General features: G+C 35.7%; 13 protein-coding genes. 10 read left to right on the forward strand and 3 right to left on the reverse strand.

The window, feature by feature from the left end; all coding sequences use genetic code 11:
- Positions 1-19: 19 nt before the first annotated feature.
- A complete protein-coding gene (purN, locus tag G7034_RS09995; RefSeq protein ID WP_166400818.1) occupies positions 20-616 on the reverse strand; it encodes a phosphoribosylglycinamide formyltransferase in 597 nt (198 codons plus the stop codon).
- A gap of 140 nt (positions 617-756) precedes the next feature.
- On the opposite strand from purN, the gene G7034_RS10000 reads away from it, so the two are divergent.
- From G7034_RS10000 to pyk, 5 genes are all read left to right on the forward strand, one after another.
- Positions 757-993, forward strand: coding sequence for an acyl carrier protein (locus G7034_RS10000; RefSeq protein WP_166400819.1), 237 nt, complete (start codon positions 757-759; stop codon positions 991-993).
- A 15-nt stretch (positions 994-1,008) separates the two neighbouring features.
- A complete protein-coding gene (fabF, locus tag G7034_RS10005) occupies positions 1,009-2,259 on the forward strand; it encodes a beta-ketoacyl-ACP synthase II (protein ID WP_166400820.1) in 1,251 nt (416 codons plus the stop codon).
- Positions 2,260-2,269: 10 nt separating this feature from the next.
- Positions 2,270-2,998: a ribonuclease III gene (rnc, locus tag G7034_RS10010; RefSeq protein WP_166400821.1), complete on the forward strand. Its 729-nt coding sequence runs from the start codon at positions 2,270-2,272 to the stop codon at positions 2,996-2,998.
- Positions 2,999-3,260: 262 nt separating this feature from the next.
- The gene (locus tag G7034_RS10015) at positions 3,261-3,743 is read left to right on the forward strand and encodes an IPExxxVDY family protein (protein ID WP_166400822.1); all 483 of its coding nucleotides are present in this window, start codon (positions 3,261-3,263) and stop codon (positions 3,741-3,743) included.
- Positions 3,744-3,762: 19 nt separating this feature from the next.
- A complete protein-coding gene (pyk, locus tag G7034_RS10020) occupies positions 3,763-5,193 on the forward strand; it encodes a pyruvate kinase (RefSeq protein WP_166400823.1) in 1,431 nt (476 codons plus the stop codon).
- A gap of 122 nt (positions 5,194-5,315) precedes the next feature.
- On the opposite strand, the gene G7034_RS10025 is transcribed toward pyk, so the two are convergent.
- Positions 5,316-7,388, reverse strand: coding sequence for a peptidylprolyl isomerase (locus G7034_RS10025; protein WP_166400824.1), 2,073 nt, complete (start codon positions 7,386-7,388; stop codon positions 5,316-5,318).
- Between the two features lie 682 nt (positions 7,389-8,070).
- On the opposite strand from G7034_RS10025, the gene G7034_RS10030 reads away from it, so the two are divergent.
- The 3 genes from G7034_RS10030 (at position 8,071) to pdeM (ending at position 10,554) form a co-directional block, all read left to right on the forward strand.
- The gene (locus G7034_RS10030; protein ID WP_166400825.1) at positions 8,071-8,232 is read left to right on the forward strand and encodes a hypothetical protein; all 162 of its coding nucleotides are present in this window, start codon (positions 8,071-8,073) and stop codon (positions 8,230-8,232) included.
- Positions 8,233-8,368: 136 nt separating this feature from the next.
- The gene (gltX, locus tag G7034_RS10035) at positions 8,369-9,889 is read left to right on the forward strand and encodes a glutamate--tRNA ligase (RefSeq protein ID WP_166400826.1); all 1,521 of its coding nucleotides are present in this window, start codon (positions 8,369-8,371) and stop codon (positions 9,887-9,889) included.
- A gap of 17 nt (positions 9,890-9,906) precedes the next feature.
- Positions 9,907-10,554: a ligase-associated DNA damage response endonuclease PdeM gene (gene pdeM, locus G7034_RS10040; RefSeq protein ID WP_166400827.1), complete on the forward strand. Its 648-nt coding sequence runs from the start codon at positions 9,907-9,909 to the stop codon at positions 10,552-10,554.
- A 49-nt stretch (positions 10,555-10,603) separates the two neighbouring features.
- Here pdeM and G7034_RS10045 read toward each other — a convergent pair whose 3' ends face one another.
- Positions 10,604-11,818, reverse strand: coding sequence for an ATP-binding protein (locus G7034_RS10045; protein ID WP_166400828.1), 1,215 nt, complete (start codon positions 11,816-11,818; stop codon positions 10,604-10,606).
- Positions 11,819-12,081: 263 nt separating this feature from the next.
- Here G7034_RS10045 and G7034_RS10050 point away from each other — a divergent pair, with 263 nt between their 5' ends.
- Positions 12,082-12,498, forward strand: a complete 417-nt coding sequence (locus G7034_RS10050) for an HYC_CC_PP family protein (protein WP_223177619.1) — start codon at positions 12,082-12,084, stop codon at positions 12,496-12,498.
- Positions 12,499-12,722: 224 nt separating this feature from the next.
- Positions 12,723-16,637, forward strand: coding sequence for an efflux RND transporter permease subunit (locus tag G7034_RS10055; protein WP_166400830.1), 3,915 nt, complete (start codon positions 12,723-12,725; stop codon positions 16,635-16,637).
- The last annotated feature ends 10 nt before the right edge of the window (positions 16,638-16,647 follow it).

The following is a 16,647-nucleotide window of genomic DNA, read 5'->3' on the forward strand; positions in this document are numbered from 1 at the left end:
ATATAAATTTTAATATGGATTACTTGTTTAATAACTCATGAATCACCTTTGGGTAAGTCGTGTATTCTAAGCTATGAATTTTATCGCGAAGTGTTCTTAGGGTATCTACCGCTTCCAATTCTACTTCAATTTGTTTGATAATTTGACCTTCATCATATTTTTCGTTGACGTAATGAATACTTATACCGCTTTTTTCTTCCTTATTTTCTAATACAGCTCGGTGTACATGATCGCCATACATGCCTTTTCCGCCGTATTTAGGAAGTAAAGCAGGATGTATATTGATGATTTGATTAGGAAAAGCTTTGATTAAGGAAGTGGGAATAAGCCATAAAAATCCAGCTAAAACAATTAGATTAGGTTGAATTTCTTGGAGTAATTTTAGCATCTCATTAGAGTCATAAAATGATTGTCGATCAAAAACCCCTGCCGAAACATTTTTAAAATGTGCTTTTTGAAGAACTTTAGCCTTAGCGTTATTGGAAAAAACGTGGCTCACTTTAACGTTTGGCACCTTATTAAAATAATTAATGATGTTTTCTGCATTAGTTCCGTTTCCAGAAGCAAAAATTACTATCTTTTTGAAATTGTGCGAGTTAGCCTTAGAATTGTCCATAATTTTGAAAATTTAGTACTGCCTAATCTGTTTGAATTCGGTAAATTTATGTATTTTTACTCACATTTTTTTTATAAAAACTTGTTTTAAACTAAAGTTTTTTATTTTTGCTCACTGAAATAAACTTAAAAATAATAATCATGTCAGACATTGCATCAAGAGTAAAAGCTATTATCGTTGACAAATTAGGCGTTGACGAGAACGAAGTAGTAAACGAAGCTAGCTTTACTAATGACTTAGGAGCGGATTCATTAGATACCGTTGAACTAATCATGGAATTTGAAAAAGAATTTGATATTCAGATTCCAGACGACCAAGCTGAAAACATATCAACAGTTGGTCAAGCAACTTCTTATATAGAGGAAGCTAAAAAGTAATTCAATTTATTTTACATGGAACTAAAGCGAGTAGTTGTCACAGGTTTAGGGGCGCTTACGCCCATAGGTAATAATCTCAACGAGTATTGGGAGGGGCTTTCCACAGGTAAAAGTGGTTCTGCTCCAATTACCTATTACGATACTGAAAAGTTCAAAACTAAATTTGCTTGTGAACTCAAAAACTTTGATGTTAAAAATTATTTTGACAGAAAAGAAGCAAGACGCTTAGATAAATTTACCCAATACGCTATGATAGCTTCCGATGAAGCTATCATAGATTCGGGTTTAGTACTTGATCAGGTAGATAAGTCTAGGGTTGGTGTTATTTGGGGAGCAGGTATTGGCGGTCTTGAAACTTTTCAAGAAGAAGTGATTAACTTTGCTAAAGGAGATGGAACACCTAGATTCAATCCTTTCTTTATTCCTAAAATGATTGCTGATATTGCCCCTGGTCATATTTCTATTAAACATGGTTTTATGGGGCCAAATTACACCACTGTATCAGCTTGTGCTTCTTCAGCAAATGCATTAATTGATGCACTTAATTACATTAGACTAGGCCACAGTGATGTTATTGTTACTGGGGGAAGTGAAGCCGCCGTTACCCAAGCAGGTATGGGCGGGTTTAATGCCATGCATGCCTTATCTACAAGAAATGATAGCCCAGCAACAGCTTCAAGACCTTTTGATGGAACACGTGACGGCTTTGTCTTAGGAGAAGGCGCAGGTTCATTAATTCTAGAAGAATACGAACATGCCAAAGCTAGAGGAGCCAAAATTTATGCTGAGGTAATTGGCGGTGGCCTTTCAGCCGATGCCTACCACATGACAGCCCCTCATCCTGAAGGACTTGGTGTTATTGCAGTAATGAACAATTGTTTGAAAAATGCAGGAATTCAACCAGAAGATGTTGACGCGATCAATACACATGGAACATCAACTCCACTAGGAGATGTGGCCGAATTGAAAGCGATTAAACAAGTTTTTGGTAATCATGCTAAAAACATCAATATTAATTCTACCAAGTCAATGACAGGTCATTTACTTGGAGCAGCCGGCGCCATTGAAGCAATTGCTTCAATTTTAGCGATGCAAAATAGCTTGGTGCCACCAACAATTAACCACTCTACTCCAGATGAAAATATTGACCCTGAACTAAATCTCACGCTAAATAATGCTCAAAAAAGAGAGATTAAAGTGGCTATTAGTAATACATTTGGCTTTGGAGGACACAATGCTTGTGTTGCCTTTAAAAAGTTAGACTAAATGAATTAGCATGGGGCTTTTAAAAAACTTATTTGAATCCCGTTCCAAAAAGAACGGGATTTTATTTGATAAAGTCACAGAAATCCTAGGCTTTAAGCCTAAAAACTTGTCTATTTACCAAAAAGCCTTTACTCACAGATCGGCTCAAATAAAAGACAAATTTGGCAATCAAGTGAATTATGAACGCTTAGAGTTTTTAGGAGATTCTATCTTAGGCGCAGTAATTTCATGCTACCTCTTTGACCAAGTACCCGATGCGGATGAAGGTTACCTCACAAAAATGCGTTCTAAAATTGTGAGCAGACAAAACCTTAATCAACTTGGTAAAGACCTTGCCCTTTCTTCCTTGCTCATCACTAACTATCACTACGATTCCCTAGGAAAAAATATTGAAGGCAATCTTTTTGAAGCCTTGATAGGTGCTATTTATTTAGACAAAGGTTTTAAAAATTGCGAAACTTTTATTTATAAAAAAGTAATAGACCCTTACGTAGATATTAAACGACTTGAGGGAAAAATAATTAGTTATAAAAGCCTAGTTATTGAATGGTGTCAAAAAAATAAACACGTCTTTAATTACCAAATTACAGAAGAAGAAGGCCTAGACGGTTTTCCGTACTTTTCGGTTCATTTTTTCATCAATGATGAAGTTATTTCTAAAGCTAGAGAAACTTCTAAGAAGAAAGCCGAAGAAAAAGCATCACGCAGAGCTTATTACGCACTTCAAGATCAGTTTTAGTTCAAACTAGAAGATTTTAGCCTTTTTTAAGCTTGCTATGTCTTGATTTTCAATTCACTAAAACCTTATAGTTTCTTGTTTAGATCTCTTAGTTAACAAAATTATTCTTCCTATAATTGCTTTTATATCTCTGTAAATAAGGAGTTTAAGTAGGGTGATAGTGAGTAGAAGTAGATTTCAATTTAATTTAATGGTAAAACTACTCCATTAAATAAGAGTATTTTTTAAATTTATAAGTTAATTTTAGACAATGATTTAAAGTATGCCAACAAAGCTGAGTCTTGATTTTTTTGAAGAAGAAAAGTTTTCCTTAGTAGCCATAAATACTGCTTTGCCTTTGTATCGTTTGCTTTTTATTATCAATAAACAGTTGGAAGTAAGCTTTAAACGATTAGATAAAGATTTAGATTTTCAGTATAAAAATGGGCAAGCCAATTATGCTATTTATTCCTATTTCTCTCAAGATTATAAGGCAAAAGCATACGTAATAGCTAATAAGGCAAAATTGCAATCCTTTCATACACTTAGTACCGGAACTTTATTTAATGACGCACCAACTCAATCCTTTACTTATTTATTACCCGAATTAAAGGCGGTTGATTATCTTTTAAAAATAGAACAGGAAAATGAATTAATAAATTTAAAGACCATACTGTCTCAATTGAAATCACTAGACCAAATAGCAACTGCATTTCAAGTGAATCAAGAAAAAATAAAACATCCAGAAAACCTAATTGTTGAATAAATTAAGAAATATAATTCTAATGAAATTAAATAAGAAAACAAAAATTGTGGCCACCTTAGGTCCCGCAACTAGCAAAAAAGAAGTACTTAAGTCTATGCTTGAAGCAGGGGCTAATATTTTTAGAATAAATTTTTCTCATGCCGATTATGAAGACGTTCGTGAACGTGTAAAAATGATACGTTCTTTGAATGATGAATATGGCTTTAACGCCGGAATTTTAGCCGATTTACAGGGGCCAAAATTACGAGTGGGTAAGATGAAAGAAGATGTTTTAGTTAGTCCGGGTGATCAAATTAAGTTTAAAACGGGTAATGCTTTTGAAGGCAGCAAAGAAGAAGTCTATATGAATTATGAGACTTTTCCAAGCGATGTGAAACCCGGTGAACGTATTTTGCTAGATGATGGTAAACTTATTTTTGAAGTAAAAAGTACAAATAAAAAAGATGAAGTTCTTGCCGAAGTAATTCAAGGAGGTCCCTTGCGTTCAAGAAAAGGCGTAAACCTCCCAAATACTAATATTTCATTACCAGCACTTACTGAAAAAGATGTTGAAGATGCCAAGTTTGCTTGTGAATTAGAAGTAGATTGGATGGCTTTGTCTTTTGTTAGGTATGCTTCTGATTTAAAATTATTGCAAAAGCTAATCAATGCGCATAGTGACCATAAAATCCCTATTGTAGCTAAAATAGAAAAACCTGAAGGCGTTAATAACATTGATAAAATTATTGCTTATTGCGATGGTTTGATGGTAGCTCGAGGCGATTTAGGCGTAGAGATTCCGGCGCATGAAGTTCCTTTAATTCAGAAAAGGCTCGTACTTAAAGCAAAAGAGGCAAGAATACCGGTAATTATTGCTACACAAATGATGGAAACTATGATTGATAGTTTAACACCAACTAGAGCTGAAGTAAACGACGTAGGAAACTCGGTTATGGACGGCGCAGACGCTGTCATGTTGAGTGGAGAAACATCGGTAGGAAAATACCCTGTTCAAGTTATTGAAAAAATGAGCCAAGTTATACGGGCGGTAGAAAACTCCCCTTTAATCAAAGTTCCTCACCAACCTCCCTATATTAAAACAAAACGCTACATTACTAAATCGGTTTGTTATCACGCTGCATTAATGGCTAATGAAATTGGTGCAAATGCTATTTGTACATTAACCAATAGTGGTTATACCGCCTTTCAGATTTCAGCCTGGAGACCTAGTTCAAACATTTTAGCTTTTACTTCGAATAAAAGAATTTTAACTCAATTAAGTTTACTTTGGGGAGTTAAGGCCTATTTCTATGATAAGTTTAATAGTACCGACGAAACTATAGAGGATATCAAAAGCATTGCTAAAGAAAAAGGCTATGTAACTAAAGGAGACTTTACAATCAACTTGGCAGCTATGCCTATTGAAGCTAAAGGGATGGTAAACACGCTTCGCGTTTCAGAAATTAAATAATACGAGGTATAAATTTGAACAAACATAAGCAACCAAAAAGCCGTTTCGCAAGAAACGGCTTTTTTTATTAATTGCTACTAATTTGATTAATAACCCAATTGGTATGCTACTATTCTCACAATCTAATAAAAGTCAAATCGATTGTCTTCTATTTCTGCAGCTTCTTTTAACGCTTGAATTAAAACTGAATTTCGACCTTGTAAGCCATTCACGCGTTTCTCGTTTTCCTGTCTTGCTATAGCTCTATAAGAAGGCAATTCGGCTGCTTCAGAGCGGCTTAAAAGCTTAACTACAAAGACTCCTTTTTCTCCTTCTACTGGGCGACTCACATTTCCTTCTTGTAAAGCAAACGCTGCTCCAACTACTTTAGGTTCTTTACCAACACCAGGCAAGTTTGGGTTTTCTGCATTAACAGCAGAGGCACGTTCTACTTCTACGTTATAATTTGCAGCGATACTATTAAGGTCGTCTCCAGAAATTTGACCTCTTAACTGAGCTGCTTGTTTTTGGCGTTTAATAATAGGTGTTACTTCATCAGCTACACTTTCAACACTTTTTAAACCTTCTTCACTTCGCTCAACTAATTGAGCAATTACAAAACCTTCGTTGGTTTCAAACAAATCAGTTTCACCTGGTTTAGTGTTCTTTTTGAAGGCCCACTTAATTATAGGACGTTGATTTCCTAAACCAGAAATGCGTTCGTCTAACTTTTTAATTTCATTTACAGGTTTTACTTCAACATCTGCCTTCTCAGCGAGTTCAATAAAATCACTTTCTCTAGAATCTATAAAAAATGTTTTTGCTTCACGTTCTATTAGGTCAAGTGTTTTTTGAGAAGGCTCAATATTAATAGCAACATGGCCAAGCTTTACAGCTTTTCTTGGCTCTGTACGTTCAGTTGCACGAACAATATGCCATCCAAAATCAGATTCTAAAACGGCAAATTCTTCACTAGAATCAAAAATGAATCCGTTGAAATTGTCAAATAAGCTTCCGTATTTCAACTTGCCTAAATCGCCTTCCTTATCTTTAGTTTGCTGATCAGCAGAAAATTCTGAAACTAATTCAGCAAATCTATTCTTATCAGCCTTAATTACATTGACTAAAGAATCTGCTAATTGTTTAGCTTCTTCATTACTTCTTGTTTGTTGTGGGTCAACTTGAGAGCCTTCAAAAGAGATTAAAAGATGATTAACTTGAGCTGAATCTACTAAAGTTTTAGCTTCCATCATTTTACTTGCTCTCCACGTATTTTTAAATTTGTAAGGGCCGTAAACCTCACTTTCTTCGAGGTTGAACAGCTGCTCTTTAACATCTTGGTCTAAATCGTATTCAAACTGAAATGCGTCTTTAAATTCTTCATCAGAATTTAGACTAATAAAAGCTTCAGCATCATCGGTTGTTTTAAACTCTTGAATTAAATCTTCTAAATCTTCTTTGATTTTAGTTTCATCTTCAGCAGAAGCTTCTTCTTTAAAGAACACATATTGAATGTCTGTTGTGGCTTTCTGCTTGTAGTTTTCTGAATTGTCTTCGATGTATTTTTTAATATCAGACTTACTTACTTCAACTTCACCACCGCTAGAATAAGGTATTTTTACAAACTGAAAAGTCAAATTATCATTTTCTTGTTTGTACAATTGGCGCGCTTCAAAGTTAGTAGTAGTCATTCCCGCCTTTACCAAGTTGTAGTACATGTCGGTAAGTACAGCTACTTCAATGTTTCTTTCAAATTCTTTCCAGCCTTCGTATTCTCTTGGGCTTGTTGCTTTTAAGTTCGAAACATAGGCTCGCATTCTTCGCTCGCTAAAGTTACCTTCATCATCAGAAAATTCTGGTGAACCTGCCAATTGCTCAGACATATAATCAATAATAAGTGCTGGTGTAGCCTCAAGGCCAAGCGCGTCAAACTCTTGACGTAATAATTTTCGGTTAACTTCTGCATCCCAAACTTGGTTTACTGCTTGCATAGATGAAATTCTCCCTTGCATTTGTTGGTTGTAATTCTCCACCATTCTAGCAAAGGCTTCTCTTCCAATTTCGTCTCCATTTACGCTACCCACGTAGTTTGCCACTTTATCTTCTCCGAAATCTCCTTGTTGAATAACGTCTGCCAAAACAAAAGAAAATAATGCTAAAGCAATAATGATAATCAAGAAAACTGTTCTTTCTCTAATTTTACTTAGTATAGCCATTTTAATAGTTCATTTTAATATAGTGGGCGAAAATAAGATAAATCATTTATTTGATGAAACTTTCTGCTAAAATTAATCTACACATGCTAAAAAAGATAGTTTAATAGAAAAACTGAAGCGGTAAATTACCTGATAAACGAAATGTTTAAAATTTTAACACTTAAAGCTTATGTATATCGTTTTTTTTTAGGTTTGTGTAATTAACCATAAAACCAAACTAATAAACAGGCAGTATATTAACCCAAAAAAGAGAATGCTCCTACGGTTTATTAATCTTTAAAAGTCAAAATTTAATAATACCGATAGAGATTTTAAGGAGTTTTTAATAAAATGACATTAAAATCATTTTCGGTATAGAAGCACTCACCGTAATTTAGACATGAAAAACATATCCAAACAACCACAATTGCGAAGATAAGTTTTTTATGAGACGTGAACGTACATTTAAGGTATAAATTTACTTTAAAACGATGGCGACCCCTTATGTCGTAAAACTGAGAAAAAACTTATTTTTAGCTTTTTCAGTTATATTTATAGTGTCATGTAATAATGATTTAGAAGAGTCTCAAACAATTATTGAAAAAAACAGTAACTAATGAAGCAAAAAATAACTTATATATTTCTCATATGTACATTGCTAAGCTGCACAAGTCTTGCAAAATTTATCAACGGAGAAAAAAAAATGAAAACAGAAACCCATCAATCCATTGTGAATTTTGCTAATGAGCAGCACTTAATGATTGATTTTGAAAAAAATCTATACCTAAAGCAACCAAAAAAAAACCAGGCCTTAGCCCAATTAAGAAGCTACAATAATTTGGATAAAGTTTCTTTTATCAGATAAAACGGTTTTGACAAACTGAGAATAATCAAACTCAGTTTTTTTTTAAAAAAAACTACAACTTTTAACTTAGCACATATTTATTACCTCTCCCTAATCTTTTTTCTATCTTTGCCAACACCTGAAAAAAGTTACTTCTATGGAAAATAAAGTGCGTGTTAGATTTGCTCCAAGTCCCACAGGGCCTTTACATATTGGCGGTGTAAGAACGGCCTTATACAATTATTTATTTGCTAAAAAACACCAAGGCGATTTTATACTTCGTATTGAAGATACCGACCAAACTCGCTATGTAGAAAAAGCTGAAGATTACATTATTGAAAGTTTAAACTGGTGCGGAATACCTTATGACGAAGGCCCAGCTAAACCCGGAAACTTTGGTCCATACAAACAAAGTGAACGCAAAGAAATCTATCAAAAATACATTCAAGTGTTATTAGATAAAGGCCACGCTTATTACGCCTTTGATACCCCAAGCGAATTGCATGATTTGCGTCAAAAAGCAGAACAAAAAGGCGAAAAATTTAGCTATGGTCCTACCAATAGAAACGAATTAAACAATTCGCTTCACTTTTCTGAAAACGAAGTGAAAAAACGTATTCAGGCCCAGGATTATGTGGTTCGTTTTAAAACTCCAGTGAATAAAACCATGAATATCAAAGATGAAGTGCGTGGTTATATTGAAGTGCAAACCGACAACCTAGATGATAAAATTCTTTTTAAAAGTGATGGCATGCCCACCTATCATTTAGCCAATATTGTAGATGACCATTTAATGGAAATTTCGCATGTTATTCGTGGCGAAGAATGGTTACCATCCTTACCGCTTCACGTTCTTCTATACGAAGCTTTTGGTTGGGAAGCACCTAGTTTTGCGCATTTACCTTTAATCTTAAAACCTAATGGAAAAGGAAAACTAAGCAAACGCGATGGCGACAAAGACGGATTTCCCGTTTTTCCACTTCAGTGGAAAGACCCTAAAACAGGAAGTTTATCTAGTGGTTACCGAGAAGAACATTACCTGCCAGAAACCTTGGTTAATGTGTTGGCTTTTTTAGGATGGAACCCCGGAACAGAGCAAGAATTATTTAGCCTAAAAGAATTAATTCAGGCATTCGATTTAAAGAAAGTAAATAAAGCGGGAGCAAAATTTGATCCCAAAAAAACACTTTGGTTTCAACAACAATACCTTCAAAAAGCACCTATTGAATATTTGCTAGAAGAGTTTTTAAACGAATTAGAATCAATGGATATCCATCCTTCACAAGCTTATGTAGAAGAGGTCATCCAGACCGTAAAAGAACGCGCTGCGTTTGCATCTGATTTATGGGAGTTAAGTAGCTTTTATTTTGAAGCACCTAAAGATTTTGCCCAAAAAGCTTCAAAAAAAGTCTGGAAAGAAGATACAGAAGTAGTCATGAAAAAACTAATTGAAGTAATTTCTGAAGTTGATGACTTCTCAGAAGAAAACCTGAAGGAAGAAGTGAAGCCATGGATAGCCGACTCAGGTTATGGTTTTGGAAAAGTGATGCAACCTTTGCGACTTTCATTAGTGGGTGATATGAAAGGCCCAGATGTTTTCCATATTCTTGCTTGTATCGGGAAAAACGAAGCCGTAAAACGAATTAATTTCGCCATTAAATCGCTTGGTCTTGCTTAATTAACTCTTCCGCTTTTATGATTTCAGCTGAAAAAATAAGCATCACCATAAAGGGCGAACAATTAGATTTAGATGCCTCTGGAGCAGTATATTGGGAAGCACAAAAAGCATTGCTTATAGCTGATGTTCACTTAGGGAAAATTGAACACTTCAGAAAAAATGGAAGCCCTCTGCCTGCTATTTTAGGTAAAAAAAATTACGTACAGTTAGATCGAGTAATTGAGAAATACTTGCCTTCAAAAGTCTATTTTTTAGGCGATTTATTTCATTCGGAGCTCAATTCTGAATGGATGCGGTTTGAAAACTGGGTAAAAAGACAAAGCACGGAGTTAGTTTTAATTAAAGGCAATCACGATATTATACACGCCCAAGCTTTTGAAAAATTAGGAATTCAATTATTCAATGAATTAAAAATTAATCCTTTTTTACTCAACCACGAACCTACAGAAAATAAAGCATTTGTTATTTGTGGCCATGTGCATCCGGGTTTTCGTTTACGTGGAAAAGGCAAACAATACCTTCAATTACCTTGCTTTTATCAACAAAAAAATCAACTGATTTTACCTGCTTTTGGCGCTTTTACAGGACATCATTATATACAACCTGAAGAAGGAGAACAAGTTTATTTAGTAGCGCAAAATAAGCTATTTAGCCTTGAAGGTTAGTTATGTTTTTTAATTAACGAAATCAAACAAATTCAAGTTGGAGAATAATTCAGTATAAGAACCCAAAAAGCCAAAGTGGGATTTTATTTCCAAATCCCGTTTCAATAAAATCTGAAGCGATATAGGAGTGCGCTGACATTCCAATTTGTTGATAGGTTTTGTTTTTACCTCCTATTTCAAAAAGATAGTTTTTATTAACTACAAAATCTCCTTTTTTTGGATAGCAAACATTTGCCATAAAACTAACTTGGTTAAAGAAGAAAGTTTCTCTTTCATTACCAATATTGGTTTCTCCAAAACTTAATGCGTGCTTATAATTGGTGTTGTTCAAAAAGATTTTATCTGGTTTTTCCAATTGTTTGTTCCCGATTGCATTAGCATGAAGTAGTGCTATTAACTGCGCTTGTTCCAATAAATACAAATATTTCAATAAAGTTCTATGATCGGTTACGCCTATCAGTTCAGCTAAATTCTTCATATTTGGCACATACGGAACGGTAGTGCTTATGGCACCGAGCAATCGTTTTAATTGTTCTTTAGCTTTTATAGAGATAGGAGCTAAGTAAGGTAAATCTACATCTATAATTAAGTTGACCATATTTCTTAGTTGTCGAAAATAAACCTCTTCATTTTTTTTAAAAAATGGAAAAAAACCAGTTTTGAGGTAAGATTTATAATAAGCTAAAGGTTTAAATTGCTCAATAAATTCAAGAGCGATTTTCTCATGACCTGTGAGTATTTCTTCTAAAGTTAAAACAGGAAATTGAATTTGGTGCTGAAATTCTAAATACTCCCTAAACGACAAACCATTCATTAAATAACTTGCCTTTCTTCTGCTTAAATCGCCTTTCCCTTCATATAAATGAAGGATAGATGACCCTGAATATACAATCTGAAGTTTAGGAAACGCATCAAAAATATTTTTAATTTCCAATGACCAATCAGAGTTTTTGTTTTTAGAAGGGTAACGATGTACTTCGTCTAAAAAAATATGTGTACCACCAAATTTTGTAAATTCATCAATAAAATCAAATAAACTGTTGGTGAAGAAAAAGGGAAGGTCAAGCGATGCATATATCACATGTTTACCTGCATCTTTCAATTCTTTGCTTTTCTGAAGCAAAAGCGTGGTTTTTCCAACGCCTCGACTTCCTCGTATTTCAATGAGTCTTTGTGACCAATCTATACGCTCAATCAAAGAACGTTTAAAACCAAAATCAACACCATCCATTAACCGATTACTAATTTCTACTATAGCATCCATAATTCAATATATAATAATATGTTGTAATAGATTACAATATTAAAACAAAAAAACTGTAACTTATTACAATTTTAAAATAAATTAATTGTAGTCAATTACATTTACAAGGAATCTATATTGTAATAGATTACAGTTTTTGAAAAATTCTTCATCAAATTAAGAGGTATAAACTCAAATACACAATTTTACTATGGAATTAAAAATAAATCTCACTTAACCAATTAAAAACCAAACTATAAAAAAAATCCTTATCTTTGCTTTTAATGAAATTTTGTTTTCAACATATAACCAGCTTGCTTTTAGCACTTTTAGTTTTGGTATCTACCCAAAGTTATAGTGTGAATTCGCATTATTGCAGCAATATTTTGGTCGATAAAGCCATTATGAAGCCCGCTAAAAAATGTGAAATGCATGGCGAGAAAACTCATTCTGAGCAAAAGCATGAACATAAAAAAGACGAATGTTGCGATGATGAGGTTGAACTAATTAAAGGCCAAGACCAACTAAAAATTCAATCTTCAGACTTCGAATTACCTCTCCCCATTTTTGTTGAAGCTTTTGTGTTTACATTTTTCTCAACAACTTATTTTGAAACAGAAGTAAACACCACTATTTACGAAGATCCGCCGCCTTTACTGCAAAGGGATTTTCAAACTTTGTACCAAGTCTTCTTGATTTGATATTAAAACTTTTTTGTTTGCCTGCCTGTTCAGTCAGACAGGCTCGAGTGGTTTCAATTCGTTTTTTTAAAAACAAATTGAAATTGTATCGAGAGCTCACTGCGTAATGGTTCTCGATACATTTTTAAACTGCTTTTTCATCAAAGCAATTTAAAACCACTCGAACTGACAGTACCTGAACTACATTTAGTACTCAAAAAAAGGTTTTTTAATTTCAAATTTTTATGCTTAATAAAATCATTCAATTTTTTCTGAACCAACGATTGGTATCGTTTATCCTTTTGGCAGCCATTGTCATCGGTGGTTTAATGGTGTCGCCTTTTCAATGGGCAGATTCGTTTTTGCCTAAAAACCCCATTCCTGTTGATGCCATTCCTAATACGGGAGCCAATCAACAAATTGTATTTACCGAATGGCCTGGTCGCTCTCCTCAGGATATCGACGACCAAATCACCTATCCGCTTACCACGTATTTACTGGGATTGCCTGGCGTAGAATCCGTCCGAAGCAATTCTATGTTTGGGTTTTCTAGTATTTATATCATTTTTGAGGACGATGTCGAATTTTATTGGTCGCGTTCGCGTATTTTGGAAAAGCTGAGTTCCATTCCACAGGGTCTTTTACCTGCAGAAGCCAAACCCACCCTTGGACCAGATGCGACAGCACTCGGTCAAGTCTTTTGGTACACGCTAGAACCTAGAGATAAAGATAACGAACCCACGGACGGTTGGAATCTGGATGAAATCCGAAGTGTGCAAGATTTTTATGTGAAATACGGCTTGAGTAGTGCTAAAGGTATTTCAGAAGTGGCTTCCATCGGTGGATTCGTCAAAGAATACCAAATCGATGTGAATCCCGATGCCTTAAAATCCTATGGCATTTCTTTGATGCAAGTCGCCAAAGCCGTGAAAGAAAGCAATCGGGATGTCGGCGCCAAAACCTTGGAAATTAATCAGGTGGAATACATTGTTCGGGGTTTAGGCTATATCGAAAATCTCGAAGATTTCGAATTAATCGTGGTCGATGAGTACCAAAATGTTCCGATTTATCTAAAAGATGTCGCCAAAATCAAAACGGGTCCGGCCCAGCGTCGCGGCATTCTTGACAAAGCTGGCGCCGATGTAGTCGGTGGCGTTGTCGTGGCTCGTGATGGTTTTAATCCGATGCAAGCCATCACTAACATCAAGGATAAAATTGAAGAAATTTCACCTGGATTGCCAAGCAAAACCCTAGCCGATGGCACCGAAAGTCAGCTGAAAATCGTACCCTTTTACGACCGCTCCGAACTGATTAACGAAACCATTGGAACACTCGAAGAAGCCATCAGCCTGCAATTGATTATCGCACTTTTGGTCGTGATTATCATAGTGTTCAACTTGCGTGCTTCGCTAGTGATTTCAGCGGTATTGCCTATTTCGGTATTGCTGGTGTTTATCGCGATGAAATTCTTTAATGTGCAGGCCAATATTGTGGCCTTATCGGGAATTGCTATTGCCATTGGGACGATGATAGATTTGGCAATTATCCTTTCTGAAAATGTGCTGAAAAAGCTAGAAGATTCACCCGATGATTCATTGGTTAAAAATATCTACCAAGGTTCAGCCGAAGTGAGTTCAGCAATTTTAACGGCGGTGTTAACCACCGTCATCAGTTTTGTGCCTGTGTTTGCCTTGGAAGCTGCCGAAGGAAAACTCTTTATTCCCTTAGCTTATACCAAAACCTTTGCACTAATTGCCGCCTTTTTGGTGACTGTTTTGGTGTTGCCCACCTTGATGTATGTGGCATTCAAAATTAAAATCAATAAAAGAAAAACGGCTTATTACCTGAATGCTTTTTTAGGAATTATAGGCGTTTGGACAATTTTTAATTCTTTTTGGCTAGGGCTATTTATTCTGATTTATGCGGTAAGTTATTTCGTTTCCTATCAAAATTTTGCTGAAAAGTACAAACTTAAAAACCTGCATTTTTATGTGTTAATCGCAGGTATTTTGGTGTTGCTATCAAAATTTTGGCTACCACTAGGTCCGCAACAATCCATGTTCTCAAATATTGTTTTTGTTGGGATTTTGGTAGGAGTCTTACTGACGTTTTATTTGTTACTGCAACGGTATTATGAACAGATTTTGACGTTCTTTTTAAAACACGTCAAAGCCTTTTTAGTACTTCCCATTTTTGCAATTTTTATCGGATTAATGATTTGGCTCGGCTTTTCAAGGGTGTTTCATTATCCGCAACAAGCTTCCAATGCGCTTGGTTTTGCGATTGAAGATACTGGATTTTGGAAACACATGGATGAGACTTTCCCGAGCATTGGAAAAGAATTTATGCCCAGCTTAGCTGAAGGTAGCTTCATCTTGATGCCGACCAGCATGACGCATTCGGGCATTGAGTTCAATAAAGACAAGCTTCAGCAGATGGATATTTTGGTGAAGCAAATCCCTGAAGTAAAAACGGTGGTGGGCAAACTAGGACGAGTAGAATCCGCCATCGACCCGGCGCCTATTTCCATGTTTGAAAATTTGATTACTTATAAACCAGAATTCATCTTGGATGAAAACGGCAAACGCCAGGCTTTCAAAACCAACGCTGAGGGGCTTTTTGAATTGAAAGGTTTAAAAGTTCAAAATAATCAAGTCGAAATCACCAACAATTCTGAAGATGTGCTATGGTTTGATAATGCTGAATTTGTTTTTCAGAATACATCGAATGAAGCCTATTCAGATGAAATTCAATCTGAGATATTATATGAAATTGAAAATGATTTCAAGCCGTTTTTAAGCGAAGATGAAGATGGTAATTACTTTAGAAACTGGCGAAAACATATTCAATCGCCAGATGATATTTGGAATGAAATTGCTAAAGTCACCAAAATTCCAGGCATTACTTCAGCGCCCAAATTACAACCCATTGAAACACGCCAAGTGATGTTGCAAACCGGCATGCGTGCGCCGATGGGCATCAAAGTATCCGGGCCAGATTTAGAAACCATTGAAAGTTTTGGGCAACAACTAGAAGGCATTTTAAAACAAACAGACAACATCAAAACCCAAGCGGTTTTCGCCGATCGAGTGGTGGCAAAACCTTATTTACATTTGAATCTGAATCGAAAAAATCTGGCTCGTTATGGGTTGAGTATCGATGAGGTGCAAAATTATATCTCGGTAGCCATTGGCGGTCAAAACCTGACTCAGACTGTAGAAGGTCGTGAGCGTTATAACGTGCGAGTGCGTTATCCACGAGAATTGCGAAATACGCCAGAAGCTATTGAAAATATGCTGATTTCCACCTCTTCAGGAACACAAATTCCTTTAGGAGAACTCGTGGATATTGAGTACGAACGCGGTCCGCAAATGATAAAACGCGAAGAAACATTTCTCAATTCTTACGTGCTTTTTGACCGTGCCGATGGCGTTGCCGAAGTCACCGCTGTGGAATCGGCAAGAGAGGCCATTCTTACTGAAATTGACAATGGAAATCTAAACGTCCCCAGTGGTGTAAGCTACCGTTTTGCAGGAAGTTTTGAAAATCAAGTGCGTTCGGAAAAGCGATTATCTATGATTATTCCTGTGGTAATGGTAGTTATATTCTTGATTTTGTATTTTCAATTTAAGTCGGTGCGCATCAGTTTGATGGTGTTTTCGTCGATTGCTTTGGCATTTAGTGGTGGATTTATCATGATTTGGTTTTACGGTCAGGATTGGTTTCTGAATTTCAGTTGGTTTGGTGAAAATCTGCGGGATATTTTTCAGTTGAAAACCATCAACTTGAGTGTGGCGGTTTGGGTAGGCTTCATTGCTTTATTCGGAATTGCTACTGATGATGCGGTCTTGATGGCCACCTATTTAAGGCAATCCTTCAAAAGAAATCCCACCCAAACCAAAAAAGAACTGCGTGAAGCGGTGATGGAAGGTGGCCTCAAAAGAATTCGCCCAGCAGTCATGACTTCCGTAACTACCGTCATCGCCCTTTTACCGGTATTGTCTTCCACAGGAAAAGGCTCGGATATTATGGTACCGATGGCGATTCCAGCCTTTGGCGGGATGTTGATGGCAAGTTTGACCTATTTTTTACTGCCGATTTTGTTCTATCTGGTTTACAGTAGAGTGTTGAAAAACACTTCAGAAATCGAACTCAAATAAATTAATAAAC

Origin of the sequence: Psychroflexus maritimus (genome assembly GCF_011089875.1) — a bacterium.
GTDB lineage: Bacteria > Bacteroidota > Bacteroidia > Flavobacteriales > Flavobacteriaceae > Psychroflexus > Psychroflexus maritimus.